33 protein-coding genes are annotated in these 26,530 nt (G+C 62.8%); 21 read left to right on the forward strand and 12 right to left on the reverse strand.

Going from position 1 to position 26,530, the window contains the following annotated elements; translation table 11 throughout:
- Positions 1 to 4 precede the first annotated feature (4 nt).
- From AC1RRE_RS02950 to AC1RRE_RS02975, 6 genes are all read left to right on the forward strand, one after another.
- Entirely contained in the window at positions 5 to 730 is a 726-nt protein-coding gene (locus AC1RRE_RS02950; RefSeq protein WP_492979589.1) for a capsid assembly protein, read from the forward strand.
- Positions 731 to 1,126: 396 nt separating this feature from the next.
- Positions 1,127 to 1,576 carry a cell wall hydrolase gene (locus AC1RRE_RS02955; RefSeq protein ID WP_492979590.1) on the forward strand — a complete coding sequence of 150 codons (450 nt, stop codon included), beginning with the start codon at positions 1,127 to 1,129 and terminating at the stop codon, positions 1,574 to 1,576.
- A gap of 9 nt (positions 1,577 to 1,585) precedes the next feature.
- Complete coding sequence (locus AC1RRE_RS02960) at positions 1,586 to 1,981, forward strand: 3TM-type holin (RefSeq protein ID WP_492979591.1); 396 nt, start codon at positions 1,586 to 1,588, stop codon at positions 1,979 to 1,981.
- A gap of 1 nt (position 1,982) precedes the next feature.
- Positions 1,983 to 2,327, forward strand: a complete 345-nt coding sequence (locus AC1RRE_RS02965) for a DUF952 domain-containing protein (protein WP_492979592.1) — start codon at positions 1,983 to 1,985, stop codon at positions 2,325 to 2,327.
- Entirely contained in the window at positions 2,324 to 2,950 is a 627-nt protein-coding gene (locus tag AC1RRE_RS02970) for a hypothetical protein (protein WP_492979593.1), read from the forward strand. The genes AC1RRE_RS02965 and AC1RRE_RS02970 overlap by 4 nt, the downstream gene beginning before the upstream one ends.
- Positions 2,947 to 3,990 (forward strand): quinone-dependent dihydroorotate dehydrogenase, encoded by a 1,044-nt coding sequence (locus tag AC1RRE_RS02975; protein WP_492979594.1) that lies wholly within the window; start codon positions 2,947 to 2,949, stop codon positions 3,988 to 3,990. Before AC1RRE_RS02970 ends, AC1RRE_RS02975 begins: the two co-directional genes overlap by 4 nt.
- A 64-nt stretch (positions 3,991 to 4,054) precedes the next feature.
- Here the strand turns inward: AC1RRE_RS02975 and AC1RRE_RS02980 are convergent, their stop codons facing one another.
- Entirely contained in the window at positions 4,055 to 4,918 is an 864-nt protein-coding gene (locus tag AC1RRE_RS02980; protein ID WP_492979595.1) for a fumarylacetoacetate hydrolase family protein, read from the reverse strand.
- A gap of 152 nt (positions 4,919 to 5,070) precedes the next feature.
- Here AC1RRE_RS02980 and AC1RRE_RS02985 point away from each other — a divergent pair, with 152 nt between their 5' ends.
- Entirely contained in the window at positions 5,071 to 6,900 is a 1,830-nt protein-coding gene (locus AC1RRE_RS02985; RefSeq protein WP_492979596.1) for an ABCB family ABC transporter ATP-binding protein/permease, read from the forward strand.
- 12 nt (positions 6,901 to 6,912) lie between these two features.
- Here the strand turns inward: AC1RRE_RS02985 and AC1RRE_RS02990 are convergent, their stop codons facing one another.
- Together AC1RRE_RS02990 and AC1RRE_RS02995 are read right to left on the reverse strand one after the other, a co-directional pair.
- A complete protein-coding gene (locus tag AC1RRE_RS02990; protein WP_492979597.1) occupies positions 6,913 to 8,079 on the reverse strand; it encodes a hypothetical protein in 1,167 nt (388 codons plus the stop codon).
- Between the two features lie 160 nt (positions 8,080 to 8,239).
- Entirely contained in the window at positions 8,240 to 9,217 is a 978-nt protein-coding gene (locus tag AC1RRE_RS02995; protein ID WP_492979598.1) for a Bug family tripartite tricarboxylate transporter substrate binding protein, read from the reverse strand.
- 195 nt (positions 9,218 to 9,412) lie between these two features.
- Here AC1RRE_RS02995 and AC1RRE_RS03000 point away from each other — a divergent pair, with 195 nt between their 5' ends.
- Both AC1RRE_RS03000 and pssA read left to right on the forward strand, forming a co-directional pair.
- Complete coding sequence (locus tag AC1RRE_RS03000; RefSeq protein WP_492979599.1) at positions 9,413 to 10,105, forward strand: phosphatidylserine decarboxylase; 693 nt, start codon at positions 9,413 to 9,415, stop codon at positions 10,103 to 10,105.
- 62 nt (positions 10,106 to 10,167) lie between these two features.
- A complete protein-coding gene (gene pssA, locus AC1RRE_RS03005; RefSeq protein WP_492979600.1) occupies positions 10,168 to 11,016 on the forward strand; it encodes a CDP-diacylglycerol--serine O-phosphatidyltransferase in 849 nt (282 codons plus the stop codon).
- A 32-nt stretch (positions 11,017 to 11,048) separates the two neighbouring features.
- On the opposite strand, the gene AC1RRE_RS03010 is transcribed toward pssA, so the two are convergent.
- Positions 11,049 to 11,204, reverse strand: a complete 156-nt coding sequence (locus AC1RRE_RS03010; protein ID WP_492979601.1) for a hypothetical protein — start codon at positions 11,202 to 11,204, stop codon at positions 11,049 to 11,051.
- A 308-nt stretch (positions 11,205 to 11,512) separates the two neighbouring features.
- On the opposite strand from AC1RRE_RS03010, the gene AC1RRE_RS03015 reads away from it, so the two are divergent.
- From AC1RRE_RS03015 to AC1RRE_RS03030, 4 genes are all read left to right on the forward strand, one after another.
- Positions 11,513 to 11,803, forward strand: a complete 291-nt coding sequence (locus AC1RRE_RS03015) for a hypothetical protein (RefSeq protein WP_492979602.1) — start codon at positions 11,513 to 11,515, stop codon at positions 11,801 to 11,803.
- 111 nt (positions 11,804 to 11,914) lie between these two features.
- The gene (locus tag AC1RRE_RS03020; protein WP_492979603.1) at positions 11,915 to 12,244 is read left to right on the forward strand and encodes a hypothetical protein; all 330 of its coding nucleotides are present in this window, start codon (positions 11,915 to 11,917) and stop codon (positions 12,242 to 12,244) included.
- Positions 12,245 to 12,402: 158 nt separating this feature from the next.
- Positions 12,403 to 13,020, forward strand: a complete 618-nt coding sequence (locus tag AC1RRE_RS03025; protein ID WP_492979604.1) for a hypothetical protein — start codon at positions 12,403 to 12,405, stop codon at positions 13,018 to 13,020.
- A 109-nt stretch (positions 13,021 to 13,129) separates the two neighbouring features.
- Entirely contained in the window at positions 13,130 to 13,282 is a 153-nt protein-coding gene (locus AC1RRE_RS03030; protein WP_492979605.1) for a hypothetical protein, read from the forward strand.
- On the opposite strand, the gene AC1RRE_RS03035 is transcribed toward AC1RRE_RS03030, so the two are convergent.
- Positions 13,279 to 14,163, reverse strand: a complete 885-nt coding sequence (locus AC1RRE_RS03035) for an EamA family transporter (protein WP_492979607.1) — start codon at positions 14,161 to 14,163, stop codon at positions 13,279 to 13,281. The two genes, AC1RRE_RS03030 and AC1RRE_RS03035, sit on opposite strands and share 4 nt — an antisense overlap.
- 215 nt (positions 14,164 to 14,378) lie before the next feature.
- On the opposite strand from AC1RRE_RS03035, the gene AC1RRE_RS03040 reads away from it, so the two are divergent.
- Positions 14,379 to 15,527, forward strand: coding sequence for an aminotransferase class V-fold PLP-dependent enzyme (locus tag AC1RRE_RS03040; protein ID WP_492979608.1), 1,149 nt, complete (start codon positions 14,379 to 14,381; stop codon positions 15,525 to 15,527).
- 42 nt (positions 15,528 to 15,569) lie between these two features.
- Here AC1RRE_RS03040 and AC1RRE_RS03045 read toward each other — a convergent pair whose 3' ends face one another.
- The 5 genes from AC1RRE_RS03045 to fabA all read right to left on the reverse strand — a co-directional run bounded on the left by AC1RRE_RS03045 (position 15,570) and on the right by fabA (position 20,010).
- Positions 15,570 to 16,085 carry a PAS domain-containing protein gene (locus tag AC1RRE_RS03045; RefSeq protein WP_492979609.1) on the reverse strand — a complete coding sequence of 172 codons (516 nt, stop codon included), beginning with the start codon at positions 16,083 to 16,085 and terminating at the stop codon, positions 15,570 to 15,572.
- 99 nt (positions 16,086 to 16,184) lie between these two features.
- A complete protein-coding gene (locus AC1RRE_RS03050) occupies positions 16,185 to 17,075 on the reverse strand; it encodes an MBL fold metallo-hydrolase (protein WP_492979610.1) in 891 nt (296 codons plus the stop codon).
- Between the two features lie 184 nt (positions 17,076 to 17,259).
- Complete coding sequence (locus AC1RRE_RS03055) at positions 17,260 to 18,078, reverse strand: enoyl-ACP reductase FabI (RefSeq protein ID WP_492979611.1); 819 nt, start codon at positions 18,076 to 18,078, stop codon at positions 17,260 to 17,262.
- Positions 18,079 to 18,125: 47 nt separating this feature from the next.
- Positions 18,126 to 19,364 (reverse strand): beta-ketoacyl-ACP synthase I, encoded by a 1,239-nt coding sequence (gene fabB, locus AC1RRE_RS03060; protein ID WP_492979612.1) that lies wholly within the window; start codon positions 19,362 to 19,364, stop codon positions 18,126 to 18,128.
- Positions 19,365 to 19,485: 121 nt separating this feature from the next.
- Positions 19,486 to 20,010: a bifunctional 3-hydroxydecanoyl-ACP dehydratase/trans-2-decenoyl-ACP isomerase gene (fabA, locus tag AC1RRE_RS03065; protein WP_492979613.1), complete on the reverse strand. Its 525-nt coding sequence runs from the start codon at positions 20,008 to 20,010 to the stop codon at positions 19,486 to 19,488.
- A 315-nt stretch (positions 20,011 to 20,325) separates the two neighbouring features.
- Between fabA and irrA the strand changes: the two genes are divergently transcribed.
- The 7 genes from irrA to AC1RRE_RS03100 all read left to right on the forward strand — a co-directional run bounded on the left by irrA (position 20,326) and on the right by AC1RRE_RS03100 (position 25,337).
- On the forward strand, positions 20,326 to 20,742 hold the full coding sequence (gene irrA, locus AC1RRE_RS03070) for an iron response transcriptional regulator IrrA (RefSeq protein WP_492979614.1): 417 nt from the start codon (positions 20,326 to 20,328) through the stop codon (positions 20,740 to 20,742).
- A 214-nt stretch (positions 20,743 to 20,956) separates the two neighbouring features.
- Positions 20,957 to 21,376, forward strand: coding sequence for a rubrerythrin family protein (locus tag AC1RRE_RS03075; RefSeq protein ID WP_492973622.1), 420 nt, complete (start codon positions 20,957 to 20,959; stop codon positions 21,374 to 21,376).
- 99 nt (positions 21,377 to 21,475) lie between these two features.
- Positions 21,476 to 22,852, forward strand: a complete 1,377-nt coding sequence (locus tag AC1RRE_RS03080) for a (Fe-S)-binding protein (protein ID WP_492979615.1) — start codon at positions 21,476 to 21,478, stop codon at positions 22,850 to 22,852.
- A gap of 12 nt (positions 22,853 to 22,864) precedes the next feature.
- On the forward strand, positions 22,865 to 23,455 hold the full coding sequence (locus AC1RRE_RS03085) for a DUF3501 family protein (protein ID WP_492979616.1): 591 nt from the start codon (positions 22,865 to 22,867) through the stop codon (positions 23,453 to 23,455).
- 91 nt (positions 23,456 to 23,546) lie between these two features.
- Positions 23,547 to 23,984 carry a VOC family protein gene (locus AC1RRE_RS03090; protein ID WP_492979617.1) on the forward strand — a complete coding sequence of 146 codons (438 nt, stop codon included), beginning with the start codon at positions 23,547 to 23,549 and terminating at the stop codon, positions 23,982 to 23,984.
- A gap of 76 nt (positions 23,985 to 24,060) precedes the next feature.
- Positions 24,061 to 24,669: a pyridoxamine 5'-phosphate oxidase family protein gene (locus AC1RRE_RS03095; RefSeq protein WP_492979618.1), complete on the forward strand. Its 609-nt coding sequence runs from the start codon at positions 24,061 to 24,063 to the stop codon at positions 24,667 to 24,669.
- Positions 24,669 to 25,337 carry a glutathione S-transferase family protein gene (locus tag AC1RRE_RS03100; RefSeq protein WP_492979619.1) on the forward strand — a complete coding sequence of 223 codons (669 nt, stop codon included), beginning with the start codon at positions 24,669 to 24,671 and terminating at the stop codon, positions 25,335 to 25,337. The genes AC1RRE_RS03095 and AC1RRE_RS03100 overlap by 1 nt, the downstream gene beginning before the upstream one ends.
- A 9-nt stretch (positions 25,338 to 25,346) precedes the next feature.
- Here the strand turns inward: AC1RRE_RS03100 and AC1RRE_RS03105 are convergent, their stop codons facing one another.
- Positions 25,347 to 25,856, reverse strand: a complete 510-nt coding sequence (locus AC1RRE_RS03105) for a group III truncated hemoglobin (RefSeq protein ID WP_492979620.1) — start codon at positions 25,854 to 25,856, stop codon at positions 25,347 to 25,349.
- Between the two features lie 69 nt (positions 25,857 to 25,925).
- Complete coding sequence (locus AC1RRE_RS03110) at positions 25,926 to 26,414, reverse strand: SH3 domain-containing protein (protein ID WP_492979621.1); 489 nt, start codon at positions 26,412 to 26,414, stop codon at positions 25,926 to 25,928.
- Positions 26,415 to 26,530: the final 116 nt, after the last annotated feature.

Consider the following 26,530-nt stretch of genomic DNA (forward strand, 5'->3'; position numbering starts at 1 on the left):
TTGCATGACATCGAATCTGCTTGAGGGCGACGCTTCTGAAACCGGTGATGGCATCGATGCCATCCCGGAGAAATTCCGCGACCCGCGCACCGGCGAACTGCGCGCCGATCTGCTGCTGAAATCCTATCGCGCGCTGGAACAGAAGCTCGCCGGCACGGTCGGTATTCCCGGCGATGACGCGGATGACGAGGCGCATCAGCGTTTCCGCCGTGCGCTCGGCGTGCCGGAAACGCCGGACGATTACCAGATTTCGCTGAAGGATCCCGCCGTCTGGGCTGATCCGGAAGTGAATCGTCGTCTGCATGAAGGAGGCTTCACCCCGGCGCAGGCGCAGCTTGTCTACGACCTGGCCTGTGATCATGTCGCGCCGCACCTGCACCAGCTTGCCGGTGAATTCCGCGGTCGCGCCGAACGCGACAAGCTGATCCAGCGTTATGGCAGCGAGGCACGCTTCACCGAAACCGCCCGTGTGCTGGATTCCTGGGGCCGCCGCAACCTGCCGCCCGCTGTCTTCACGGCACTGGCATCCTCCTACGAAGGCATCCTGGCGCTGGAAGCCATGATGCAGAACGGCGATCCGAAGCTGCATACCGGCCTGCGCGGCGAGGATGCCGCGATGACCGAGGACCAGCTCGTCAGCCTGATGCGCGATCCGCGCTACTGGAAAAAACGCGACCCCGAAATCCTCAGCAAGGTCACTGATGGCTTCAGGAGGCTGTATCCGGGCTGATCGCGTGGGCTGGCACTCGCGACAGCATGATGCCTCATGCACCGCAGATGCCGGCTTTCCCTTTCCCGGTCTTCGACAACTGCCGCCTCTCGTATTTCAAAGGCGCAGCCGGAGACCGCGGCGGCGACGGCGCCCGGTCCATATGACCGGACAACGCCGCGGGCCGCATAAACCGCCATCTGCTTTTTTGCCGATGGCATTTGAAAACCTGTGACGAAAGGAGCGTCAGATGACGCCCAATATCGAACAGTCCTTCGTCCGCCAGTTCGAGCACGGATGTCGCCCAGCGCTATGCCTCCATCGACTACCTGAAGAATGTCGAAACCCGCCTGACCGAACACCTGCTGCGCATCGAGGCCAAGCTCGGCCAGTCGCGCCTTGCTTCGTGAGGACATCATGACCGCTTACGATCCGAACTATCCCGACCGGGCCGCAGCCTATGGCGATCAGGCCTTCACGCTGGATGTGCTGGCCCGCACGCTCTGGGGCGAGGCGCGCGGCGAGGGCGAGGACGGCATGCGTGGCGTCGCCTGCGTCATTCTCAACCGCGCCGGCCGGCCCGGCTGGTGGGGGCGCAGCATTGCTGAAGTGTGCCTCAAGCCGCACCAGTTCTCCTGCTGGCTGGCGAGCGATCCAAACCGCACCAAACTGCTGCGGGTCACCGAGGATGATGTCAGCTTCGTGCTGGCGCTGCGGATCGCCCGCGCCGCACTGGCTGGCCGGCTTTCCGACTACAGCTTCGGCGCCACGCATTATCACGCCACCGATATCGCGCCGGCCTGGGTCAGGGGCCACACGCCCTGCGTGGTGATCGGCAATCATGCCTTCTACAACGACATCCGCTAGGAACGAGTCATGCTGCAGCTTCTGATTCCGGCGCTGGCGCCGATCATCAAATCCCTGGTCGACCGGATTCCCGATCCCGCCGCCCGGGCCCAGGCTGAGGATGAGGCGAACCGCCGCGTCTTCGATGCCTTCATGCAGAGCAATCTGGCCCAGATCGAGGTCAACAAGGCCGAAGCCGCCTCGGGTGCAGGCGGCTGGCGCTGGGGTGCGGGCTGGCTCTGCGTCTTCTCGCTGGGCTATGCCTGGCTTGGCCGGCCGTTGATGGCCTGGGTCCTGATGCTTTTCTCACGCGACGTTCCCGCACTGCCTGACATCCCGGTCGAGTTGCAGTACACCATGCTGACCGGCATGCTGGGGCTGGCTGGCATTCGCGCCTATGACCTGAAGACAGGTACAAGAAAGTAAGATGACCACGATTTACCGCATCATTTCGGCAGCCGACTGGGCCGCGGCGCAGACCGCCGGCGCCTTCACCGGCACCGCGCATGACGTCCGCGACGGCTTCATTCATTTCTCGACCGCGAAACAGGCGGCCGAGACCGCGGCGAAGCATTACGCCGGCCTGGCCGACCTGATGCTGCTGTATGTGCGCGGGTCTGCCCTCACTGCGCCTTTGAAATGGGAAAAATCGCGCAACGACGATCTCTTCCCGCATCTCTACGGCAGCCTGCCGGTGTCTGCCGTGCATCGCGTCGAGGCCCTGCCGCTTGGCCCCGATGGCCGCCATGTTTTCCCGGAGCTGGAGCCGTGAGCAGATTTGTCGGCGATCCGCTGTGGCAGCGGCCCGCTTGCTCCTACAATATCGCCGCCATGGCCGATGTGGCCGTGCAGGCGGAAACGGCATTTCTGCTCGATGCGGTGGCTGGCTTGGCCGGCGGGCGCACCACCCTGCATGTGGCGCCTCTGTCGGCCATGCATCTTTCACTCTACAGCGTTGCGCCGGTGCGCAGCACGTTTGACAAGGACGCTTACTGGGCCAACGTACAGTCGATTGCCATGTCGACCCTGCGGGACTGGTGCAGGCGGGAGGCAGCGCCGATTCTGCGTTTCCGTCACCTCAAGGCCACGCCGGCTGCCGTCATTGCCGTGGCAGAGTCCGGCGACGCGATCTGGAGCCTGCGCCGCGCTATGGCCGCCGCCCTGCCGCCGCCACCCGGCGGTGCGCCGCGCTACGATCTGATCCACATGACGCTGGCCCGTTACGCGCAGCCGCTGGCTCTGCCGGCCGATTTCGCTGCACGCGTGGCAGCCGTGCCGCTCGCCCTGGATTTTCCTGTACGGGAGGTGATCCTGATGCGCGAGACGCAGTATCCTTCCCTGGCGTATGAAACGCTTTCAACCCAGGCGCTGTCCGCGCCGGAGACCGTGGCATGACTCTTTATCGCAACATCGTCTGGCCGCTGGTGCGCAATCTCGACGCCGAGACCGCCCATCGCTTGACGCTGACCATCCTGAAAACCGGACTGGTGCCGTCGATCAGCGGCAGGGATGATCCGGTGCTGTCCACCACGCTGTTCGGTCAGCGCCTCGCCAGTCCGGTCGGCCTGGCGGCCGGCTTCGACAAGAATGCCGAAGTGCCCGATGCGATGCTGAAGCTTGGCTTTGGCTTCGTCGAGGTCGGCGGCATCACGCCGAAACCGCAGGGCGGCAATCCACGCCCGCGCGTCTTCCGCCTGGAACAGGACCGTGCGGTGATCAACCGCATGGGCTTCAACAACGACGGCCTCGATGTTGCCGCCGTGCGGCTGGAAGCGCGCCGCAGCCGCAAAGGCCTGGTCGGCGTCAATCTCGGCGCCAACAAGGACTCGGCCGACCGTCCCGGCGATTATGCGATTTCCTACGCGCGACTGGCGCCGCTCTGCGGCTTTTCCGTGGTCAACGTGTCTTCGCCCAACACGCCTGGCCTGCGCAATCTGCAAGGGCGTGAAGAACTGGCTGCATTGCTGACGCGCCTGCAGCCGTTGCATGCGCAGTATAAAACGCCGCTGCTGGTGAAGATCGCGCCGGACCTCGCGGATGAAGACATCGACGCCGTGGCTGAACTGGCCCTGCAATACAAACTCGATGGCATCGTCGCCAGCAACACCACGATCGCGCGGCCCGAGACGCTGCAAAGCGGCAACAAGACCGAGACCGGCGGCCTGTCTGGCCAGCCGCTGTTCGAAAAATCCACTGCCGTGCTGAAGCGGCTGCATGACCAGGTCGGCAGCCGCGCCACGCTGATCGGTGTCGGCGGTATCAGTTCGGGCGAACAGGCCTATGCCAAGATCCGCGCCGGCGCCTCGGCCGTGCAGCTTTACTCGGCCCTGGTCTATGAAGGTCCGGGCCTGGTGACGCGCATCAAGGCCGAGCTGGCGGCGTTGCTGAAGCGCGACGGCTTCAAAAGCGTGGCCGAGGCTGTAGGCCGGAGCTGATCTGGGCCTGAAACGAAAACGGGGCGCCTGGAGCGCCCCGTTTGAAGTCTGAATAGCGTACCGCTTACGCGTTCTTCACCGGATTGCGCAGCAGGCCGACCTTTTCGATCTCGATCTCGATCATGTCGCCGTCCTTCATGTAGACCGGTGGGTTGCGCTTGGTGCCGACGCCGCCCGGGGTACCGGTGGCAATCACGTCGCCAGGTTCCAGCGGCGTGAAGGTCGTCACATACTTGATGATCTTGCGGATGTTGAATGTCATCAGCTCGGTGTTGGACTTCTGCATCACCTGGCCGTTCAGGCGGCTCTGGATTTCCAGCGCCTGGGCATCGGGGATTTCGTCCGCCGTCACCATCCACGGGCCGAAGCCGCCGGTGGCGACGAAGTTCTTGCCCGGGGTGAACTGGCCGGTATGGGTCTGCCAGTCGCGCACCGAGCCGTCGTTGTAGCAGGAATAGCCGGCGACGATGCTGAAGGCGTCGGCTTCCGAAACCTTGTAGCCGCGCTTGCCGATGATCACGGCCAGTTCGGCTTCGTAATCCAGCTTGTCGGACTCGGCAGGCTTCAGCAGGGGCTGGTTATGGGCGACCTGGCTTTCAGGGAAGCGCACGAAGATGGTGGGATGGCCCGGCGGCTCGCGGCCCATCTCGCGGCGGTGTTCGTCATAGTTGACGCCGACGCAGACGATCTTGCCCGGATTGGGCACGACCGGCAGCAGCGTGGTGCCATCCAGCTTGAGGTCGGCCGCGCCACCCCCCTTGATCACAGATTGGGCAGCAGCCTCGACTTCGGCCAGCGCGCCGGCCTTCAGCACGGCGACCAGGTCAGGGTATTTGGAGCCCAGCTTGGCGCCCACATCGACGATGCCGTCACCACTGACGACGCCATACGAGCTCTTGCCATTTCGGACGAAGCTCACCACTTTCATCGCACTGCTCCCTCAAAGCCTAACAGGAAAATAACATGGATTATGCGGGGGCAAACGATAGGCTTCGCCCGCCTGACGGATCAAGTCCCCCAACGCAAAATCGGCGAACCTGACACCGCCCACCCTAATCAATTGCACCAGCCCTGCCCATCATGACCGACTTGAAAAAATCGCTACCCGGCTTGCTGATTCCGCGACTCTGGCCGGACCATCGCCCTGACCTGCGCCGCCGCGTGGTGATTGCCTTCGTCTTCCTGGTGCTGGCCAAGCTGATCAATGTTGCGGTGCCATATCTGTTCAAGCAGGTGATCGACCGGATGGACCATATGGTCTCGTCCGGTGAGCTGGTCCTGACTGTCATATTCGGTTTCGTGCTGGCCTATGGCCTGGCCCGCATGTGCGCCCAGGGCTTTGGCGAATTGCGCGACGCCGTATTCGCCAAGGTGGCCCAGGCCGCCATCCGCGACCTGGCGCTGGAAACCTTCAACCACCTGCATGCGCTCTCCCTGCGCTTCCACCTGGAGCGCCAGACCGGCGGCCTGAGCCGCGTGATCGAGCGCGGCACCAAGGGCATCCAGTTCGTGCTGCAGTTCATGACCTTCAACATCGTGCCGACCATTGTCGAGATCGGCCTGGTCGGCGGCGTGCTGTGGTGGCTGTATGGCTGGATCTTTGCCCTGATCACGGTCGCCACCATCGGCGGCTATATCTGGTACACGCTGGCGATCACCGAATGGCGCACCCAGTACCGCCGGGTGATGAACGACGAGGACCAGCGCGCCAATACCCGCGCCATCGACAGCCTGCTGAATTACGAAACGGTGAAATACTTCACCGCCGAGGCCCATGAGGCCAGCCGCTACGACGATGCGATGATGCGCTACGAGGCGGCGGCGGTGAAAAGCCAGACCACGCTGGCCTATCTCAACCTGGGCCAGGGCGCGATCATCTCGGTCGGCCTGGTCGCGCTGATGAGCCTCGCCGTGATGGGCGTGCGCGACGGCAGCATGACGCTGGGCGACCTGGTGATGGTGAATGCCTACCTGATCCAGCTTTACATGCCGCTCAACTTCCTTGGCTTCGCCTATCGCGAGATCAAGCAGGGCCTGATCGACATGGAGGCGATGTTCAAGCTGCTGGTGGTGCCCGAGGAAGTGCAGGACGCGCCCGGCGCACCGGCGCTGCAGGCCAGTCGCGGCCTGGTCGAATTCGACGGCGTGCATTTTTCTTACGATCCGCGTCGCGAGATCCTGTCCGGCGTCAGCTTCCGCATCGAGCCCGGCCGCAAGGTTGCCGTGGTCGGCTCGTCGGGTGCCGGCAAGTCGACGCTGTCGCGGCTGCTCTATCGCTTCTACGACATCCAGTCCGGCAGCATCCGCATCGACGGCCAGGATATCCGCAGCGTCACGCAGCTGTCCCTGCGCCAGGCGATCGGCATCGTGCCGCAGGATACCGTGCTGTTCAACGACACCATTCTCTACAACATCCGCTATGGCCGCGTCGGCGCCTCTGATGAGGATGTGATGCAGGCCGCGACAATGGCGCAGCTCGATCACCTGATCGCGCGGCTGCCCGATGGCATGCAGACCATGGTGGGCGAGCGCGGCCTGAAGCTCTCGGGCGGCGAAAAGCAGCGCGTGGCGATTGCGCGCGCGCTGCTGAAGAACCCGAAGATCATGGTGTTCGACGAGGCGACCTCGGCGCTCGATACCCATACCGAGCGTGAAATCCAGGCCGCCTTAAGCCGTGCGGCCGAAGGCTGCACCACGCTGGTGATCGCGCATCGGCTGTCCACGGTGGTGGATGCCGACGAGATCATCGTGCTGGATGAAGGCCGCATCGCCGAACGCGGCCGTCATAACGCGCTGCTTGATCATAACGGGCTGTATGCCGCGCTGTGGCACAAGCAGCAGCAGGCGCGCGAAGCCGAAGCCAAGGCCGGCGGCGAAACCGTCGCCGTGCTCTCGGCGGCGGGGGATTGATAGCTGTAGAAACTATCTGTCCATATAGTATTTATCTTTGATTTCGACTCTGTGCCGGCGTTCATACTTATCTGCAGGCACAATACGCACTAGTTCGTGCAAGGTCTGTGTGGAAATTCGCTCGAACATAATGTGTCGGTAGTCGGTTGGACATACAGAATCGACACCCGTTTCATGAAAAACATACCGGCTCGTGGTCGCAAGAATTAGGCAGCCGTGCCGCGGATAACTCGTGCCTTCAATGGGTATAAAAGAGACCGGTATGCCTCCACCCATTCGCAAAACCTGCAGGCCATATGCAGTAAAGGAAGGGAATCCAGGATACCATATCAGCAGAATCATGAGGCCGAGAGTGAACAGCACGCCGATGACGCGCGCTGTATCAGCCATCTTGTTGATGATGAAATGCAGGACAACCAAGGTAAGCAAGCCGCTAGCGAAAACGAGATAGGAGATGGTCGTCTCGCTGGTGCTAGTAATATTTTCTTTTTGATGATCAATGATCCACTGTGTCACCTCTTTTAAAAGAGGGATTTCAAGAATAAAAATAACGAAAACCCAAGCCAAGCTGAGGGTGTTGGCGACAAGGAAAGAAATGGAAAGTTGAAAGAATCTCTCTGATCCGGGGGGAATATAATTTTTCTTCCGAGCCAAGATTGCAGAGAGGCAAGCACCTCCCAGCATCCAAATTATAATCAGAAAACTCCAGGCCGGTTTGAGGTCAAATGCCACTGCTAAACAGTAATGGCCGACCACTAAAATCATGGCGAGAAATTCATATAGATAGATAAGTTTTGATTCTGGCGGATCGTATGATGGCGTTGAATTGATCGTGAACTTTGAATATGCGGGCAATCCAATGGCAGCTATGATCAGGATGGCCAAGGACAAAGACATTAAAAGGACGCCAATCAGAACTTGGGGAGATGACATCGGTTCTATTGAGGCTTCCAATGCATTTTCTGCATTCAGGTAGAGGCATAAAGATATGAATCCGAGAATGGGGCCAAGAATAACGCTGATCTTGAAAATATGTTCGACTGCTTTCGAATAGTGACTCAGCCAACCCAAGGCAGTTGTCAGTCTTGCACTCTTTTGTTTGAAGAGTGGGTATTCTTCTGTAGTGATTTCGATTTTCTTATTCGCTAGGGAAACTGAGTAGTCAGCCGGGACTTTCAAAATCTTCGCTCCAATATATCTTATAGTTTTCGGTATAACGTATCGGGTTCTGCCCAATAGCACTTTCGGATTTGAATATAGCTAAAACTAAAAAGGCCGGCATTTCTGCCGGCCTTTGCATTCGATGGTATGTTGTGGATCGCCCGCGAGGGCGAGAAGATCAGTCGGCCTTGGCGCCACTCGCCTTCACGACCTTTTCCCACTTCGCCAGCTCGACCTTGATATAGGCGGCGAATTCGTCGGGCGTGTTGCCGACGGCGACCGCGCCCTGCTGGGCCATCTTCTCGGTCAGGTCGGTGGTCTTCATCGCCTTGACGACATCGGCCTGAATCTTGGCGACGATCTCCTTCGGCGTGCCGGCAGGCGCCAGCAGGCCGAACCACGAGGCCGCCTCGAAGCCGGGCACACCCGATTCAGCAATCGTCGGCAGGTCGATGGCGGGCGAGCGCGTCGCCGTGGTGACGGCCAGCGCCTTCAGCTTGCCGGCCTTCACATGCGGCAGGGCGGACGGCATGTTGTCGAACATCACCTGCACCGAACCGCCCATCATGTCGGTCAGCGCCGGGGCCGAGCCCTTGTAGGGGATGTGTTCCATCGCCACGCCGGTCATCACTTTGAACAGCTCGCCCGAGAGATGGATCGAGGTGCCGTTGCCGCTGGACGCCATGTTCAGCTTGCCGGGATTCTTCTTGCCGTATTCGATCAGCTCCTTCACCGAGTTCACGGGGAGGGCGGGATTGATCACCAGCATGTTCGGCACGGCGGCGACATTGGTGATCGGCGCGAAGTCCTTCACCACGTCATAGGGCATCTTTTCATAGAGGCTGGCATTGATCGCATGGGTGCCGACCGTGCCCATCAGGATGGTGTAGCCATCCGGGGCGGCCTTGGCGACCATGGCCGAGCCGATGTTGCCGCCGGCGCCGGCGCGGTTGTCGATGATCACCGGCTGGCCCCAGGCTTCCGACAGCTTCTGGGCGGTCAGGCGGGCGACAATGTCGGTGGTGCCGCCGGCCGGGAAGGGCACGATCATGGTGACGGGCTTGGACGGATAGGCCTGCGCGAAGGCGGAGCCGGCCACGAGAAGGGCGGCGGCTGCGGTGAGGGTGATGCTGCGAAGACGCTGCATGGGCGTCATGGTGATTTCCTCCTTAGGTCAGAAAGTCAGTGGGCAGAGTCCTAGCATGGCGGCGCGGACCGGAAAATCGTCCGACGCCTGCCATATTTTTGCGCAAAGCTCTGGCCCGGTAGGTCTTTAAGCGGAAGGCCGCAATCGCTACATTGCAGGCCGCATATTGTACACATCACTTTTCCGTAGAGGATGACCGCGTCCATGGACACGATCCGTTCCGTTCTGGTGCCGATCCATCGTGAAGGCTGGAAGTTCATTGCCATCTTCGCGATCGTCACCCTGATCCTGTTCTGGATCGCCACCCCGCTCGGCTGGATCGGCGTCGTCCTGACCTGCTGGTGCGCCTATTTCTTCCGCGACCCGGCCCGCGTCACCCCCAACCGCGAGGGCCTGCTCATTTCGCCGGCCGACGGCGTGGTGCAGATGATCGAGCGCGCCGTGCCGCCCGAGGAACTGGGCATGGGCTCCGATCCCCGCATGCGCATCTCGGTCTTCATGAACGTCTTCGACGTGCATGTGAACCGCGCGCCGGCCGAAGGCGTCGTCACCGCGCTCGCCTATCGCCCGGGCAAGTTCCTCAATGCGGCGCTGGACAAGGCCAGCATCGACAACGAGCGCCAGTCGATGCGGCTGAAGCTGACCTCGGGCAAGGAGATCGCGGTTGTCCAGATCGCCGGCCTGGTTGCCCGCCGCATCCTGTGCGAGGCCCGCGAGGGTGAAACCTACAAGGCCGGCGAGCGTTTCGGTCTGATCCGCTTCGGCAGCCGCGTCGACGTCTATCTCGATGACGGCATGGTGCCGCTGGCCATCACCGGCCAGCGCTGCATCGCCGGCGAGACGGTGATTGCCGAGGACGGCGCCACCGAGCAGCCCCGGACGGGTACGGTACGTTAATATCACTGTAAGACCGCTTCTCTAGTCTTGGCGGACTAGTCTGGCGGTCACAGGAGACCACGATGCCGATGAAGCCGATCAAGCTGCGCAACCTGCCGCTCAACACGCTGGCGCCGAATATCCTCACCATCATCGCGCTGTGCTCCGGCCTGACGGCGATCCGCTTCGCGATCATGGGCCAGTTCAAGTTCGCGGTCTTCGCCATCGCCACGGCGGCGCTGTTCGACATGCTGGATGGCCGCGTGGCGCGCCTGCTGAAGGGCGCATCGAAATTCGGCGCCGAACTCGATTCACTCTCGGATTTCCTGAGTTTCGGCGTCGCCCCGGCGATCGTGCTGTATTTCTGGACGCTGAACACGCTGGGCGGCGGCAATACCGGCTGGGTCGTGGTGCTGGCCTTCGCGGTCTGCGCAGCCCTGCGTCTGGCGCGTTTCAACACCGCGCTCGACGATGCCGAGAAGCCGGTCTGGACCGGCAGCTTCTTCACTGGCATTCCGGCCCCCGCCGGCGCGGGCCTGAGCCTGCTGTTCCTGATCATCAGCCTCGAACTGGAAAGCGACGTCTTCCGCTCGGCCGGCCTGAACGCGATCTGGATGCTGGTGATCGGCGGCATGATGGTCAGCCGCGTGCCGACCTATTCCTTCAAGCGCGTACGCGTGCCGCGTGAATATATCGGACTGGTGCTGCTGGCCGTCGGCCTGATCGTGGCCGGTCTGCTGAACCAGCCGTGGTACACGCTGGCCGCCATCGAGCTTGCCTATATCGCCTCGATCCCGTTTTCGCTCAAAGCCCATGAGCGGCTGAAGCGCGGCGATGCGGGCATGAAGACCACGGTGGTTGCCGAGACCGTGACGACCGCGCCGCCTGCTGATGAGAAACCCGGCGAGCCGCCGCGCAGCATCCTGCACTGACATCAAAAGAGTCGCATCAGCGGCTCTTTTTCTTAGTGGCTCTTGCGTCGGCGCTCTTCGATCTTTTCCCGCAGCCGGCCGGCGAATGTCCCGCCGTCTTTCTTCTGGGCGAGGAACAGCTCGATCGCCATGGTGGCGCGTTCCTGGTCGGTCACCGGCGGACCCTTCCTGGCAATCTTCTCGGCCAATTTCAGCAGCTGCGGATTCAGCTTCGCCCGCAGGTCGCGGATCTGCTCGGCCAGCTTGGCGCGCAGCCGCGTACTCTCGGCCTCGGCCTCGTCCTTGGCCGGGCCGGTGTATTTCTGTGACGGCTTGGGGGCGGCGGGTGCCGTGCCGAACAGCCGGCTCAGCAGGCCGGGTTTGGCGGCGGATTTACTCGCCTTGGGCTTGGACAGGGGTAACCTCTTCCCGTTGTGGTTATTAATGATTGTACCGGCAGCCGGCCGTGAAACTTTAAGTTCTTGTAAAGGCTACGAGTCCATCATACATCTGTCTTATGAGCATGATCATCCCACCTGGCGCGCCCATGCCGCAAGCCCAGACGGCCCAGGCTCCGGCGACTTCCCAGCAGGTCGCGACGGCGACCCAGCAGGCTGCGGCCGTGTCCGGCCTGCCGGTGAGCAACCAGACCCGCCAGGCGGCGGTGGCGTCGGGCAACACCGGCAACACGGCCAACGGGAAGCGGGAAAAAGGCTCGAAATCCGACAACAACGCTGCCGCCACCGAAGCCAAGACCAACAGCCCGCGTCCGCGCGGCATGGGTCGCCGGGCCGATCTCAGCGTCTGACCGCTTCACCTCTTCCTGTGTCATCTGAAGATTCGTAACGCGCGCAGGAAACCCTGCGACGGTTGCGGCGTTTGCCTGACATCCACGCCCGTCAGACAGAGGAGCGCCGCCGTGAATCCGATGCAGTATCCGCGTTTCGCGCGGCCCGCCTTCACCACGAGCGGCCTCAGCACCATCGAACGCGGCGCCAGGCTCTACTTCGCCGAGGATGTGCAGCCGCTGGTGCTGCAGGCCTGCCGCGCCCATGGCATCAGCTTTGATCTCTTCGCCACGCGCTTCTCCATGCCGCGCGGCCAGCTCGTGCTGATGCTGAAGGGGCATGACGCCGTGCCGCGCCAGACCAAGCGCGTGATCGAGGATTTCGTGCTCAAGGGCCTCAGCCTCAGCACCGGGCTGACGGCCTGGCAATCCGTCTCCGCCACGGCCGGAGATCGCCTGTAAACCGGGTTTTTCGCCATTCGGGGCCTGCGTCACGCATTTGTCCCGCGCTGATCACCGAACCGTCCGCGGCCGGGGGAAACTTCCCCGGCCGTTTTGCTGTTGTCTTCGGGATACGGCCAGCCCGCGCCCAACCTCGCTTTTGCGACCGGAGACGCCCGATGACCATGCTCTATGACGTCCAGCCCGATGATGACCTTCTGGTCGAAGGCGGCCTGCCCTGCCTGCGGCGGGATGGTCGCCTCTATTACCTGCGCGACGTGCAGCCCACGGTGCTGGATGCCTGTCGCCGCTTCGGCATCAGCTTCGACCTGCTGACGGAAAAACTCGGGCTGATGCGGCCGTCGCTGGTGCTGATTCTGAAAGGCTACGATCCGGTGCCGCCGAATCTGAAAAGCATGCTCGACCGCATGGTCGTGCAGGCAGCGCAGATGCAGATGGAGGCGATGAGCGAAGAGCCGGCGACCGAATCGGAAGCGATTCGCCCGGCCGATTCGATTATGGAACCGGGGATCGAATCGGTGTCGGCGCCGTCGGCGGCGCCATCAGGAACACCGAGCGTCACCATCATGTCGGTGCCGGTGCCAGAGGCGCCGCGCCATGACGAAGACGCCATTACGACCGTTACGGCGGAAGAAGTCGTCATACCCGATGTTGTGTCGCTGGATCGGCGCGCGTCGTCTGGCGTACCGGCCGTGGGATTCGCGCCGGGGCTGCCCGCCTTCACGCCGGGCCTGCGTCGCACCGTGCGTCGACGCCCCGCAGCGCGCCCGGTCTGATCATGGGCGCGACATCGCCCTGATGGGCGTCAGTTTTTGTTAACCTAACCCATCCACTCTCCCTCGCGTGACACGTGATTCGATACATGATCCTGAGGGGGATAAAGACATGCCGGCCCGCATTCGGCACCTGCGCACCATACTTGCGTCCATCAACGAGCAGCTGCAGCAGGATGATCTTCGTCCCGACGCCCGTGCTTATCTCGAACGTACCGCCGATGCCTGCCGCACGGCGATCCGCGATCTCGCTATAAAACTCTAGGCCGCCGCTTTCGCTGCCGGCAGCAGCTTCTTCAGCAGGCCGGCATTCACCATCAGACCGAGCAGGATCAACGCCGCGCCGCCGAGCTTCACGGCGGACGGCGTCTCGTCCAGCACGAGTCCGGCACTGAGCAGGCCGAAGACCGGCACCAGCAAGGTGAACGGCGCGACGATGCTGGCCTTGTACTGCCGCAGCAGGAAGCTCCAGGCGGCGAAGCAGGCCGTGGTGGATAGCAGCCCGATGTAAAGCACGGCCATGATGCCGCGCATATCGAGCGACTGCAGCGCTGTCGCGATGGCGGCCTCACCCTCAAAGATCCAGGACAGGCCGAACATCGGCAGTGGCGGCACCGCGCTGACCCAGACCATGAAGGCCAGCGGATGCGGCGCGGCCGTCTTGCGCGTGAGGATATTGGCAAAGCCCCAGCAGGCCGCGGCCAGGATCACCAGGCCGAAGGCGATCAGCGATGCGCCCACACCCATGTCGAGGCCGATCACGGCCAGGCCGCCGGCGGCGATACCCATGCCGCTCCATTGCATCCCGCCGGGCCGTTCGCCCAGCAGCAGGGCAGCGAAGACCACGCTGAACAGCGCTTGCGCCTGCATCACGACGGAAGCCATGCCGGCCGGCATACCATGGGCCATGGCGACGAACAGCAGGCTGAATTTCATCACGCCCAGCACCAGGCCGGTGCCCAGCACCCAGCGCCAGGACACGCCCGGGCTGCGGAAGAACAGCAGGAAGGGCAGGCTGGCCACGGCAAAGCGCAGGCCGTTGAACAGCAGCGGCGGAAAGGCGTCGAGGCCGAGCCGGATGACGACGAAGTTGAAACCCCAGATCGCGGCGATCAGGACGGCAAGCGCAACATGCGGGACAGACATCGCATTCTCTTTGGGGGCAGGGCCTTTATTGTCGGGCGCAGAGTGCCGCCGCGCCGGTGTGCAGGCTAGCAGAAAATTGTCGGGATGCATTTCCCTGCGGATAGGATTACCAACACCTTAGTGTGAGCGGATATTGTCGGGTTGCAATTCTGGCCTCGACAGCGGGGCGCAGGCGCCGCTAGGCAATGCGCGATTTCACAACGGGACGATGATCCATGACCGACCAGCTTCTGCCCAGCCAGCGCCACCTGTTCGATATCCCCGAGGATATCGCCTATCTGAACAGCGCCTATATGGGCCCGATGTCGAAGCTGACCGTCGCGGCCGGGGAAGAGGGCATGCGCGCCAAGCGCCAGCCCTGGACCATCCGTCCGGTGGATTTCTTCACCGAGTCCGAAGCCGTGCGCGGGCTGTTTGCGAAATTGGTGAATGCCACGGCCGACGACATCGCCATTGTGCCGTCCGTGTCCTATGGCATGGCGGTGGCGGCCAATATCCTGCCGCTGAAAAAAGGCCAGACCATCGTCACCCTGGCCGAGCAGTTCCCGTCCAACATCTATCCCTGGATCGAGCTGGCCAAGCAGGCGGCGGCCGAGTTCATCAACATCCCGCGCCCCGCCGATGATGACTGGACGTCGCTGGTGCTGGCGCAGATCGACAGCCGCACCGGGATCGTCGCCCTGCCGCATTGCCACTGGACCGATGGCGGCCTGCTCGATCTCGTGGCGATCGGCGCGGCCTGCCGCAAGGTCGGCGCGGCGCTGTGCATCGATGCGACGCAGTCGATGGGCGTGATGCCCTTCGACGTGAAGGCGATCCAGCCCGATTTCCTGGTGGCGGGCGGCTACAAGTGGATGCTGGGGCCGTATTCCTTCGGCTACATGTATGTGGCACCGCGCTGGCAATCAGGTGCGCCGGTCGAGCATAACTGGATCGCACGCAAGGATTCCGAGGATTTCAGCCGCCTGGTCGATTACAAGTCGGACTTCCAGCCGGGCGCGCGCCGCTTCGATGTGGGCGAACGCAGCAACTTCGCGCTGACACCGGCAGCGAAAGCCTCGCTGGAACAGCTGCTCGACTGGGGCACGGCGCGCATCTACGCGACACTGAAAAGCCGCAACGACCGCACGGCCGAGCGTGCCCGCGCCGAACTGGGTCTGGACAGCGTGGCGGCCAACCGCCGCGCCGGGCATTATCTGGGCCTGCGCTTCCCCAAGGGCGTGCCGGCCGATCTGCCGGCGAAGCTGGCGGCCGAGAATGTGTTCGTCAGCGTGCGCGGCAAGTCGATGCGGGTGACGCCGCATCTGTACAACACCGAAGCCGATATCGACCGGCTGTTCCGCGTGCTGAAAGCCGCACTCTAGGGCCGCTTCTGCTGCAAGCGCGCATGCGGTTGCGGCGACCGTTCAGGCGATCGGATACCAGTGGTTGATCTCCGGCGCCAGATGGCTGTCGGGATCGCGATTGAAGATCGAATTGCCCAGAATATGGCGGACGCGCCCGCCGCTCTTGTCGCGTAGCGGGAAGGTCAGGCGCTCGAAGGAGCGCGGCATATGCCGGTCTGGTACATTGGTGTGGACGCGCTGGAAACCGACGCAGGGCCGTTCCAGTATCCGCTTCGACTGCGTGACCAGCAGCGGCACGGCAGAAGGCGGGAACAGGTCTTCGTAATAGAGGCCCTTGGTGCTGCGGCCATACCAGGCCACCAGCGTTTCGCCCATCAGGCGGAAGCAGAAGCGGCCGTCATCGGTGGCATCGACGATCCAGGCATCGGACAGCGCGCGGGGAAAGTTCAGCGGATCGATCTCGGCCAGCGTGGGGATCGTGCCGTTGCGCTGGTACAGCGTCATCCAGTGTTCCGCCACGGCGCGATGTCCAGGCAGGTCGAGATCGTCGAGAAGGGTATCGAGCAGGCGGTCCATGCTGGCGATATAGATAAAAAAGCCCGGGCAGCATAGCCGCCCGGGTCCTTGGTTCAATCATTTCCCCCTGCGCAAATCAGCGCAGGCCGGACGATCTTGTTACGTCCCGCGGCCCCAGTAGCCGCAATAGCGACGCGCCACGAACTGCAGGTTGTTGGCATAGCCCGGCCAGCTTTCATATTTCGGCAACTTGAATTCCTTCTCGGCGGTGTCCCAGCATTTGCCGTCCTGGGCCAGCTTCTTCATCTCGGCCGAGGCATCCTGCAGGAATTCCAGCTGGGCGCGCACATCGTCCTTGGTGCCCAGACGATCGTTCGGGCCGGGATGACCGGGGATCATACGGGTCCAGTCCATGGTCAGCATCTTCTTCATGAAGGCTTCGGTTTCCACCGGATGGAAATCGATCATGCCGCGACCGGGCACCGCGCCGACTGGAATGGTGTCGACCACGAAGATGATCTTCTCCTTGGGCAGGCGCATCACCAGCGTGGAGTCGGAATGATTGAGGCCGTGATAGCTGAGCTCGATCTTGGTGCCGCCCAGCGTGATGGTGCGGCCCTTGTCGTCCACCACTTCATCCGGGATCACGGTATGCGGGTCTTTCAGCGGCACCAGGCGCTGCTTGGCGCGGCGATGGGCGATGAAGACCGCGCCGGCATCCTTGAAGGCCTTGCCGCCGGCGATGTGGTCGAAATGATGATGGCTGTAGATCACGTATTTGACCGGCTTGTCGGTCACCTTGCGGATCTCGTTCAGATAGTCCTGTCCGCCGGTCGGCTTGCCATAGGCAACCGGATCGGTGGCGATGACGCCTGCGGACGTCACCACGAACATGGCCTGATGGTTGCCATTGCGGAAGATGTAGACGTTGTCGGTGCCTTCCACCTTGGTGGTGGCGATCGGCGGACGCGCGGCCTGCTGCGCGCCGGCGGGCATGGTTGCCGTTGCCGCGAGCACCAGGCCGGCGGCGATGGTCAGAATCCGTTTCATGGCTGTTCCATTTCTTTTTTGCGTCGCATGCCCGTAGGCCTGCTTACGCTACTGCAAACGGACCGGTCAGACCGACCAACTTTCGGTGATCGGCGTGCATTCTTCCACATTGCTCTGCGGCATCACCGGAAAAGCAAACGGCCCGGGATGACCGGGCCGTTCAAAGTCGTCAGCGGGCTGAGGATCAGCCTTCATTATTCCCGTTGAGATCGGCGGGGTTCGGCATGCCGAGCGCATGGAAGCCGCTGTCGACATGGATGATCTCGCCGGTGACGCCGGTGCCGAGATCGCTGAGCAGGAACAGCGCGGTGCCGCCCACTTCCTCCAGCGAGGCGTTGCGGCGCAGCGGGCTATGCTGGGCGGTGAACTTGAAGGTGGCGCGGGCCGATCCGATGGCCGAGCCTGCCAGCGTGCGCATCGGGCCGGGCGACACGGCGTTGACGCGGATATTCTGCGGGCCGAGATCGACCGCGAGATACCGCACGCTGGCTTCCAGCGCCGCCTTGGCCACACCCATCACGTTGTAGTTCGGCATCACCCGCGTGCTGCCTTCATAGGTCAGCGTGATCAGCGCGCCGCCCTTGGCCATGTAGGGCTGGGCCAGACGCGCCACCTCGGTGAAGGAATAGCAGGAGATCAGCATCGAGCGGCTGAAGTTGCCGCGCGTGGTGTTGAAGTAGCGGCCCTTCAGCTCTTCCTTGTCGGAATAGGCGATGGCATGCACCACGAAATCAATTTGGCCGCCAAAGGCCTTGCCCACCGTTTCAAAGGTGGCGCGCATCGAGGCTTCGTCTTCCACGTCGCAGGGCACAACGGTTTTCGCGCCGATGCTTTCGGCCAGCGGGCGCACGCGGCGCTCGAAGGCATCGCCCTGGTAGGTGAAGGCCAGTTCCGCGCCATGCTTGTGCAGCATGTCGGCGATGCCCCAGGCGATGGAATGGTCGTTAGCTACCCCCATGATGAGGCCGCGCTTGCCGCTCATCAGTGCACGCATGTCAGTCATGTCTGGTCCGAGTCTTTTTTATATTGGATTAAACGGGGCGGGTGGGGTCAGGCGTCGTAGCGCTGGAAGATCAGCGAGGCATTGGTGCCGCCGAAGCCGAAGGAATTCGACATCACACGGTTCAGCGTCACGTTGTCCTTGCGCTCGCGTACGATGGGGAAGCCTTCCGCACCGGGGTCGAGGTTTTCGATATTGGCCGAGGCCGCGATGAAGTTGTCGCGCATCATCAGGATCGAGTAGATCGACTCCTGCACGCCGGCGGCGCCCAGCGAATGACCGGTCAGCGACTTGGTCGAGCTGATCGGCGGCACGGCATCGCCGAACACTTCCTTGATGGCCTTCAGTTCGGTGATGTCGCCGGCCGGCGTGGATGTGCCGTGGGTGTTGATGTAATCGATCGGCGCGTTGTGACCGGTGCCGCGGACGGCGTCGTTCAGCGCCAGCTTCATGCAGCGCATGGCGCCTTCGCCCGACGGCGCCACCATGTCGGCGCCATCCGAGGTCGCGCCATAGCCGACCAGTTCGGCATAGATCTTGGCGCCGCGTGCCTTGGCATGCTCCAGCTCTTCCATCACCAGGATGCCGCCGCCGCCGGCGATCACGAAGCCGTCGCGATCCTTGTCATAGGCGCGCGAAGCCTTGCCCGGCGTGGCGTTGAACGAGCTGCTCATCGCCGGCATGGCGTCGAACAGGCAGCTGAGCGTCCAGTCCAGTTCCTCGCCGCCGCCGGCGAAGATGATGTCCTGCTTGCCCAGCTGGATCAGTTCGGCGGCGTTGCCGATGCAATGCGCCGAGGTCGAGCAGGCGGAGCTGATCGAATAGTTCACGCCCTTGATCTTGAAGGCGGTGGACAGCACGGCCGAGCAGGTGCTCGACATCGTGCGGGGCACCATGAAGGGACCGATCTTCTTCGGGCCGCCCTTTTCACGGGTGATGTCGGCCGAGGCCACCAGGTTGCGCGTGGACGCGCCTCCCGAACCGACGATCAGGCCGGTGCGCTCGTTGATGATCTGGCCGGCTTCCAGCCCGCTGTCGGCAATCGCCTGTTCCATGGCGAGATAGGCATAGGCCGCGCCATCGCCCATGAAGCGCTTCTGGCGGCGGTCGATGGCCGCTTCCAGATCGATCTTCACGGTGCCATGGACCTGGCTGCGGAAATTCAGCTTGGCGTATTCCTCGGCAAACACGATGCCGGAACGGCCGGCCTTCAGGCTGTCGGCCACCTCATCAGCATTGTTGCCGATGGAGGAAGTGATGCCGAGACCGGTAACGACGACGCGACGCATGGCGTAAGGCTCCTGTTATGCGGCCGTTCCGCGCAGGGCGGACCGCAAGGACAATGCTTTTATATAAGTCTGGCCGCCCGAGTCAGCATCAGGGCAGGGCAAGCGGTTATGGGCGGCCGGATCAGGCAGCGGCAGGGGCCAGGCCGTCGGGGAACACGCCGACGCGCATGTCCTTGCATTCATAGGCTGCCTTGCCGTCGATGAACATCGTGCCATCGGCGATCGCGATGCCGAACTTGCGCAGCAGCAGCTTCTTGATGTCGATCTTGTAGGTGATCTTCTTGGCCGTCGGCGTCACCATGTCGGAGAACTTCACTTCACCGACGCTGATCGCGCGGCCGCGGCCCGGCGCCTTGGTCCAGCCGAGGAAGAAACCGATGAGCTGCCACATGCCGTCGAGACCGAGGCAGCCCGGCATGATCGGGTCGTTTTCGAAATGGCAGGGGAAGAACCAGAGCTCGGGCTTGATGTCGAGTTCGGCTTCGATCTCGCCCTTGCCGTACTTGCCGCCGTCGCTGACGATTTTCACGATGCGGTCGATCATCAGCATGGGAGGCAGCGGCAGGCGGGCATTGCCCTCGCCAAACAGCTTGCCATGTGCGCAAGCCAGCAGATCCTCGTAGCTGTAACTGTTCTTCTGTTCCACGATCGTGCAGTCCTCAACCCGTCTGGCGCCGTTCCGAAGGTCCGCGACCGGACCCGCTCCCTGGCGCATTCTATGGGGCGGATTCCGCTTAAGTCGCGGGCCCGCCATCGCCTTCCGGGCACAATGTAGTGATCCCCCGGCCAGCCGCAACAGTTTCGTTGCATCTTGTTACAATGACGCGAGGACCCCGGCCCGGGGAACCGGAAAAGTTCGAGGGCGGATCATTTATGTATTGAAATCAATTGTTTGAGAGAAAATGCACCAATACCGACAAATCGATGGCCAGTGACCAACTCCTGTTATATATGCAGGCATATGAACAAGGTGATCGATCCCCGCTTCAAGCCGGCCGCCGCGCGGCTGCAGGCCGCCGGCCTGCGCACCACGCGGCAGCGGCTGGTGCTGGCCGAAATCCTGTTCGAGCGCGGCCATTGCCACGTGACGGCGGAAAGCCTGTTCACCGAAGCGGCCGGCCGCGGCGCGCGCCTGTCGCTGGCCACGGTCTACAACTGCCTGCACCAGTTCACCGCCGCGGGCCTGCTGCGCATGGTGACGGTCGATAGCGGCCGGGCCTATTTCGACACCAACCTGGCGCCGCATCATCACTTCTATTACGAGCGCACCGGTGAGCTGCGCGATATCCCGGAAGCGGAAATCGCCGTTGCCCGTCTGCCCGATGCGCCCGAAGGCGCCACGATCGCCCGCGTCGACGTCATCGTCCGCCTCGGCTGATTCGCCGGGCTAAGCGCTTCGCACTGCGAGCGATTCTCAACTTTTAGAACTATTCCAAAGTAGCTTGACGGCTTCCGGTTGCAGTTCATAATCGCGACGTCCCGAATCCGTCCGCTGTCCCCCATGACAGCCGCGATGTGCAGGCGGGACGCCTGCCGGCGGAACCTCATGTTCCGAGACCGGCAGCGCAGGGAAGGATAATAAGGAGCCAGCCATGCCCGCACTCAAAGGCAGCAAGACCCACGGCAATCTGAAGGATGCGTTCGCCGGCGAAAGCCAGGCCAACCGCCGCTATCTCTATTTCGCCCAGAAAGCTGACGTTGAAGGCTACAACGACGTCGCCGCCGTGTTCCGCTCGACCGCGGAAGGCGAGACCGGCCATGCCCACGGCCATCTGGAATTCATGGCCGAAGTCGGCGACCCGGCCACCGATCTGCCGATCGGCGAGACCTCGAACAACCTGAAGGCCGCCGTCGCCGGCGAGACCCACGAATACACCGACATGTATCCCGGCATGGCGAAGACCGCCCGCGAGGAAGGCTTCGACGAGATCGCCGAATGGTTCGAGACGCTGGCGAAGGCTGAAAAGAGCCATGCCGGTCGTTTCCAGAAGGCGCTCGACACGCTGGGCTGATTCCCACCGCACTGGTGACGTGACGATCCGCAGGACGCGACATGCGTCCTGCGGATGATCAGCACGTCAGACGCACCTGTTTGCCCTGGGAGCATGATCATGCGTGAAGGCAGCCTCGAGGCGCCGACCCGGCACTCGATCGACTGGAACAATCCCGACTTCTACGACATGGAGAAGCTCGACGCCGAACTGCGGCGGGTCTTCGACATCTGTCACGGCTGTCGCCGCTGCTTCAATCTCTGCGACAGTTTCCCGCGTCTCTTCGATCTGGTCGATGCCTCGCCGACCGGCGAGCTGGACGAGGTTGAGTCTAAAGATTTCAAGCCGGTCGTGGATGCCTGCACGCTCTGCGACCTGTGCTACATGACCAAGTGCCCCTATGTGCCGCCGCACGAGTTCAATCTCGATTTCCCGCATCTGATGCTGCGTTACCGCGCCGCCGAACGCGCGAAGGGCCACAAGGATGCCATCGGCGACCAGCTGTCGCAGACCGATCGCAACGGCAAGCTCGCCGGGCTCGCCGCGCCGATCGCCAACTGGGCGTCGGCGCGCGGCAACGGCCTCACGCGCGGCGTGATGGAAGCCGTCGCCGATATCCACAAGGACGCCGAGCTGCCGAAATTCCACGCCAAGACGCTGGTGGCGCGCGCGAAGGACGAACCGGCCGCGATCAATCAGGCCGCGCCCGCGTTCGGCAAACGCAAGGCAGCGATCTACGCTACCTGCTTCGGCAACTACAACAATCCCGATATCGGCGTCGCCGCGCAGAAGATTCTGGCGCATAACGGCGTCGAGTTGCGGGTGGAATATCCCGGCTGCTGCGGCATGCCGCGCCTGGAGCAGGGCGATATCGCCGATGTGGCGAAGAAAGCGCGCGTGGTGGCGGAAGCCTTTTCGCCGCTGATCGACCAGGGCTATGACATCGTGGCGCTGGTTCCATCCTGCGCGCTGATGCTGAAATTCGAATGGCCGTTGATCCTGCCCGACGATCCGCTGGTGAAGAAGCTGGCCCAGGCGACGTTCGATATTTCGGAATACATCGTCGACATCGCCAAGAAGGACGGCCTCGCGCCGGGCCTGAAGCCCATCGAGGGCGGCATCACATTGCATCTGGCCTGCCATGCCCGCGCCCAGAACATGGGCAACAAGGCGACCGAGATGTTGAAGCTGATCCCCGAGATGAAGCCGGGCCGCGATCTGGCCGTCATCGAGCGTTGCGCCGGCCATGGCGGATCATGGGGCGTGCGCAAGGAATTCTTCGAGGTCGGCATGAAAGTCGGGAAACCGGTCATGCGCACGGCCGTCAAGGAGAACAAGGCGCATATCGCGTCCGAATGCCCGCTGGCCGGCATCCATATCCGTCAGGGCATGGAGCGCGAACTGAACCAGAAGGGCGACAGCGAGCAGGCACTCACCCTGCCGCCCAAGGCTGAGCATCCGGTGGAGCTGTTCGCCAAAGCCTACGGATTGATGTGATAGGTTGATGTGATGAGTCTGAAAACCACGATCACGCCCGCCGACATTCTTTCCATGCCGGACTTCGAAAAGGTCCGCAAGGACAAGCGTGCCGAGATCGTCGCCATCAAGAAGCAGCGCCGCGTCAGCGTGGGCCCGTTCGCCACCTTCTATTTCGAGAATTACGCCACCATGTGGTGGCAGATTCAGGAAATGCTGTTCATCGAAAAGGGCGGCGACGAGCAGTTGAAGGATGAGCTCTCGGCCTATGAGCCGCTGATCCCCAAGGGCAGCGAACTGGTCTGCACCTTCATGATCGAGGTGGACGATCCGGTGCGCCGCCCGGTGGTGCTGAACCAGCTCACCAATGTCGACCAGCAGGTGCTGCTGGAATTCGGCCCGCACAAGGTGCGCGGCGTGCCCGAAGACGATGCCGAACGCAATCGCGAGGACGGCAAGACCTCGTCGGTGCATTTCCTGCGCTTTCCCTTCACGGCCGAGCAGGTTGCGGCCTTCAGGGCGCCCGGCGCCCGCGTGCTGCTGGCCGTCGAGCATGCCAATTACGGCCATATCGCCGTGATCCCGGAGCCAGTGCGCGAATCCCTCGCCAGGGACTTCGCTTAACGGGGATTTCGCCTGAAAACCCCACTCTCTCCGGATCAAATCCTCGCGCCGCGAGTTAACGGCGCAAGGTGCATTCCGGAAGGAGAGACAAATGAAATTCCATCGCGGCCGGCTGATCGACCATGTCCAGCTCGTGGTGAAGGACCTCGCGGCCTCGCGGCGCTTTTATGAAGCCGCTTTCGGCGCGCTCGGCCTGAAGGTCGAGGGCGAGGGGCCGGGCTTCTTTTTTATCGATGAGCTGTTCGTCAGCACGATGGAGGCCCATAAGGACTTCCATCTCACCGGGCGCGCGCATATCGCTTTCCAGGCCGCCGATGAAGCGATGGTGCGGCGCTTTCACACGGCGGTGCTGGCGGCCGGCGGTCGCGACAACGGCGCGCCGGGCCCGCGCGAGAAATACCATCCGGGTTATTACGCCGCCTTCGCGCTCGATCCCGACGACAACAATATCGAGGCGGTGTTCCATGGCCCGGCGACCCGGTCGGCGGACAGCGTGGTGATCACGGCGAAGCAGTCGCCCGTCGGGTAAATAGGGGGCGGAGGAATATGGGGGTTGGCCTGCGGGCCGCGAGCAGTCATGGTTGGGCCCTGCATCGGAGCCTGCCATGACCACCCTGTCGACTGAAGCCGATCTGCGCGATAGCTATGCCGCACCCAACGAGATGGTGCAGAAGAAAATCCTGTCGCGTCTGGACCAGCACGCCAAAGCCTTCATCGCGCTCTCGCCTTTTCTGGCGCTGTCGACCAGCGGACCGGATGGCGCCGACTGCTCGCCGCGCGGCGATGCGCCGGGATTCGTGCATGTGGAAAATGACACCACGCTGCTGCTGCCCGACCGGCGCGGCAACAACCTGATCGACTCCTTGCGCAACATCGTGCAGCACCCGCAGGTCGGCCTGCTGTTCCTGGTGCCGGGCATCAACGAGACCCTGCGCGTCAATGGCACGGCGAAGGTGATCACCGATGCGGCACGGCTGGAGCCGATGGCAGCGCAAGGCAAGACACCGGGTTCGGCACTGGAAATCACGGTGCGCGAGGTGTTTTTCCATTGCGGCAAGGCGATGATGCGGTCGGACCTGTGGAATGCCGACAAGCATGTGCCGCGCAGCAGTTTCCCCTCGCTGGGGCGCATGATCGCCGACCAGATCGCCGGCGTCGATGTGGCGACGGCCGAGGCGAATATCGAAGAGAGCTACAAGAGCCGGTTGTACTGATGCCTCACTATCGCCTGCATTACTTCCCGGAATCGGGAAACAGCTACAAACTGGCGCTGATGCTCACGCTCTGCGGCCAGAGCTTCGAGCCGGTCTGGACCGATTTTGGCGGCGGCGTGACGCGCACGCCGGAATGGCGTGCGACCATCAATGCGATGGGTGAGATTCCGGTGTTGGAGGAAGACGGCGTCAAACTCACCCAGACTGCACCGATCCTGCTGACGCTGGCCGAGCAGTTCGGTCGCTTCGGTGGCGAGACGGCGGTCGAGAAATACGAAATCCTGCGCTGGCTGTTCTGGGACAATCACAAACTCAGCAGCTTCATGGCCAGCTATCGTTTCAGCCGCAGCTTCACGCCGAAGCCGAATCCACAGGTGCTGACCTATATGCGTCGCCGCCTGGATGACTTCCTCGGCATTCTGGAGCAGCAGGTGACGTCATCGGTCTTTGTCGCCGGTGGTTCCTTCACCATCGCCGACATCTCGATCATGGCTTATCTGCATTTTCCGGCCGATGAGACCGGCTATGACTTTGCCGTCAGCCATCCGGGAATCCGGGCCTGGCTGGATCGCATCGCCGCGCTACCGGGCTGGAGGCCCGCCTATGATCTGCTGCCGGGACAGCGGCTGACGCATTACGCAAAAGACGGCGCACCGCCGCATGCCTGAAATGCAGGCCTAGCTTTTCACCGGTTCGCTGCGCGCCGGCCCGAGCCAGTCGGGCTCCTGGCCGCGATGGAAGCGGATGCCCATCACGAAGGACTGCGCGATCTTTTCGGCGCGCGCCACGAACAGCGCGGCGGCCTCGGGCGGGCAGAGTGCGGTGACGGTTTCGCGGAACAGCGACAGCCAATGCTGGAAATGCGGCTCATCCAGCCGCGGCATGCCGGCTTCGCCGCGCTTGTAGTCCAGGTTGAGATGCGCCGCCATCGGCCGGCCTTCATAGCGGCCGGTCATCAGCAGCACCGATGACCAGAAGTCGACCATCTTGCCCAAGTGGTGATCCCAGCGATCCTGAATGGCGCCGTTGAAGATCGGGCCGAGCAGCTCGTCCTTGCGGATGCGGTCGTAAAAACCATGCACCACGGCATGCACCATCGCCTCGTCCACGCCGGCCTGGCCACCGGGCGAGATCGCCGCGCGGCGCGCCTGTCGTTGTTCAAGGGTGCTGTCGGGTTCGTCGGTCATGCGGGGTAAGATAGGGCAGCCGGCTGCTCGCCTGCCGCGACGCGGTGTCGCAGATCGGTCACCCGAAAATCAATCAAAGGTCTCGTTGGGATACAGGCCCCAGAGATGCTGGCGCGGAATCCAGCCGCGCGTGCCGGCGATTTCCACCTGGCACCAGTTCAGGTCAGGGCATTTGCGCACGCGCGCCTGCACGCCGGGTTCGGCGGTCAGCAGCACGTCGGTAGCGATGTCGGCTTTCTTGTAGAGCGAGCGCACGGTGCCATCGACGACGGCGAAGCGCTTGCCCGAGGTCAGGTTCTTATGCACCCAGGTCTCGGTGCCGTCGTGGTCGCGGATGCGGCGCCAGTATTCATATTCGGCCACCACCTCGACCGGCAGGCCGCGGCGCTGGTACTGCCAGGCGATGGGATAGCGTGAACCGGGGCCGGTGCGGGCATTCACCTTGTCGGATGACAGGCTGACGAAGCGGGGGATCGGCAGGCCGGAATCGAGGCCCTTGTCGGGCACGGGATTGGGCGCTGTCAGGGTCGCGGCCTCGGCGGCCCGAGCTTCAGACATTCGGCCAGCCGGGGCCGGGCCAACCAGAAGCAGACTTAAGACGAGGGCGAGTCGCAACAGCATGACAGGCGTGACTAACGCAAAACCGGCAAAGGAAGAGTTAAAACCGACCGAAT

The sequence above is a fragment of the Ferrovibrio sp. GW821-FHT12D07 genome, assembly GCF_058807275.1.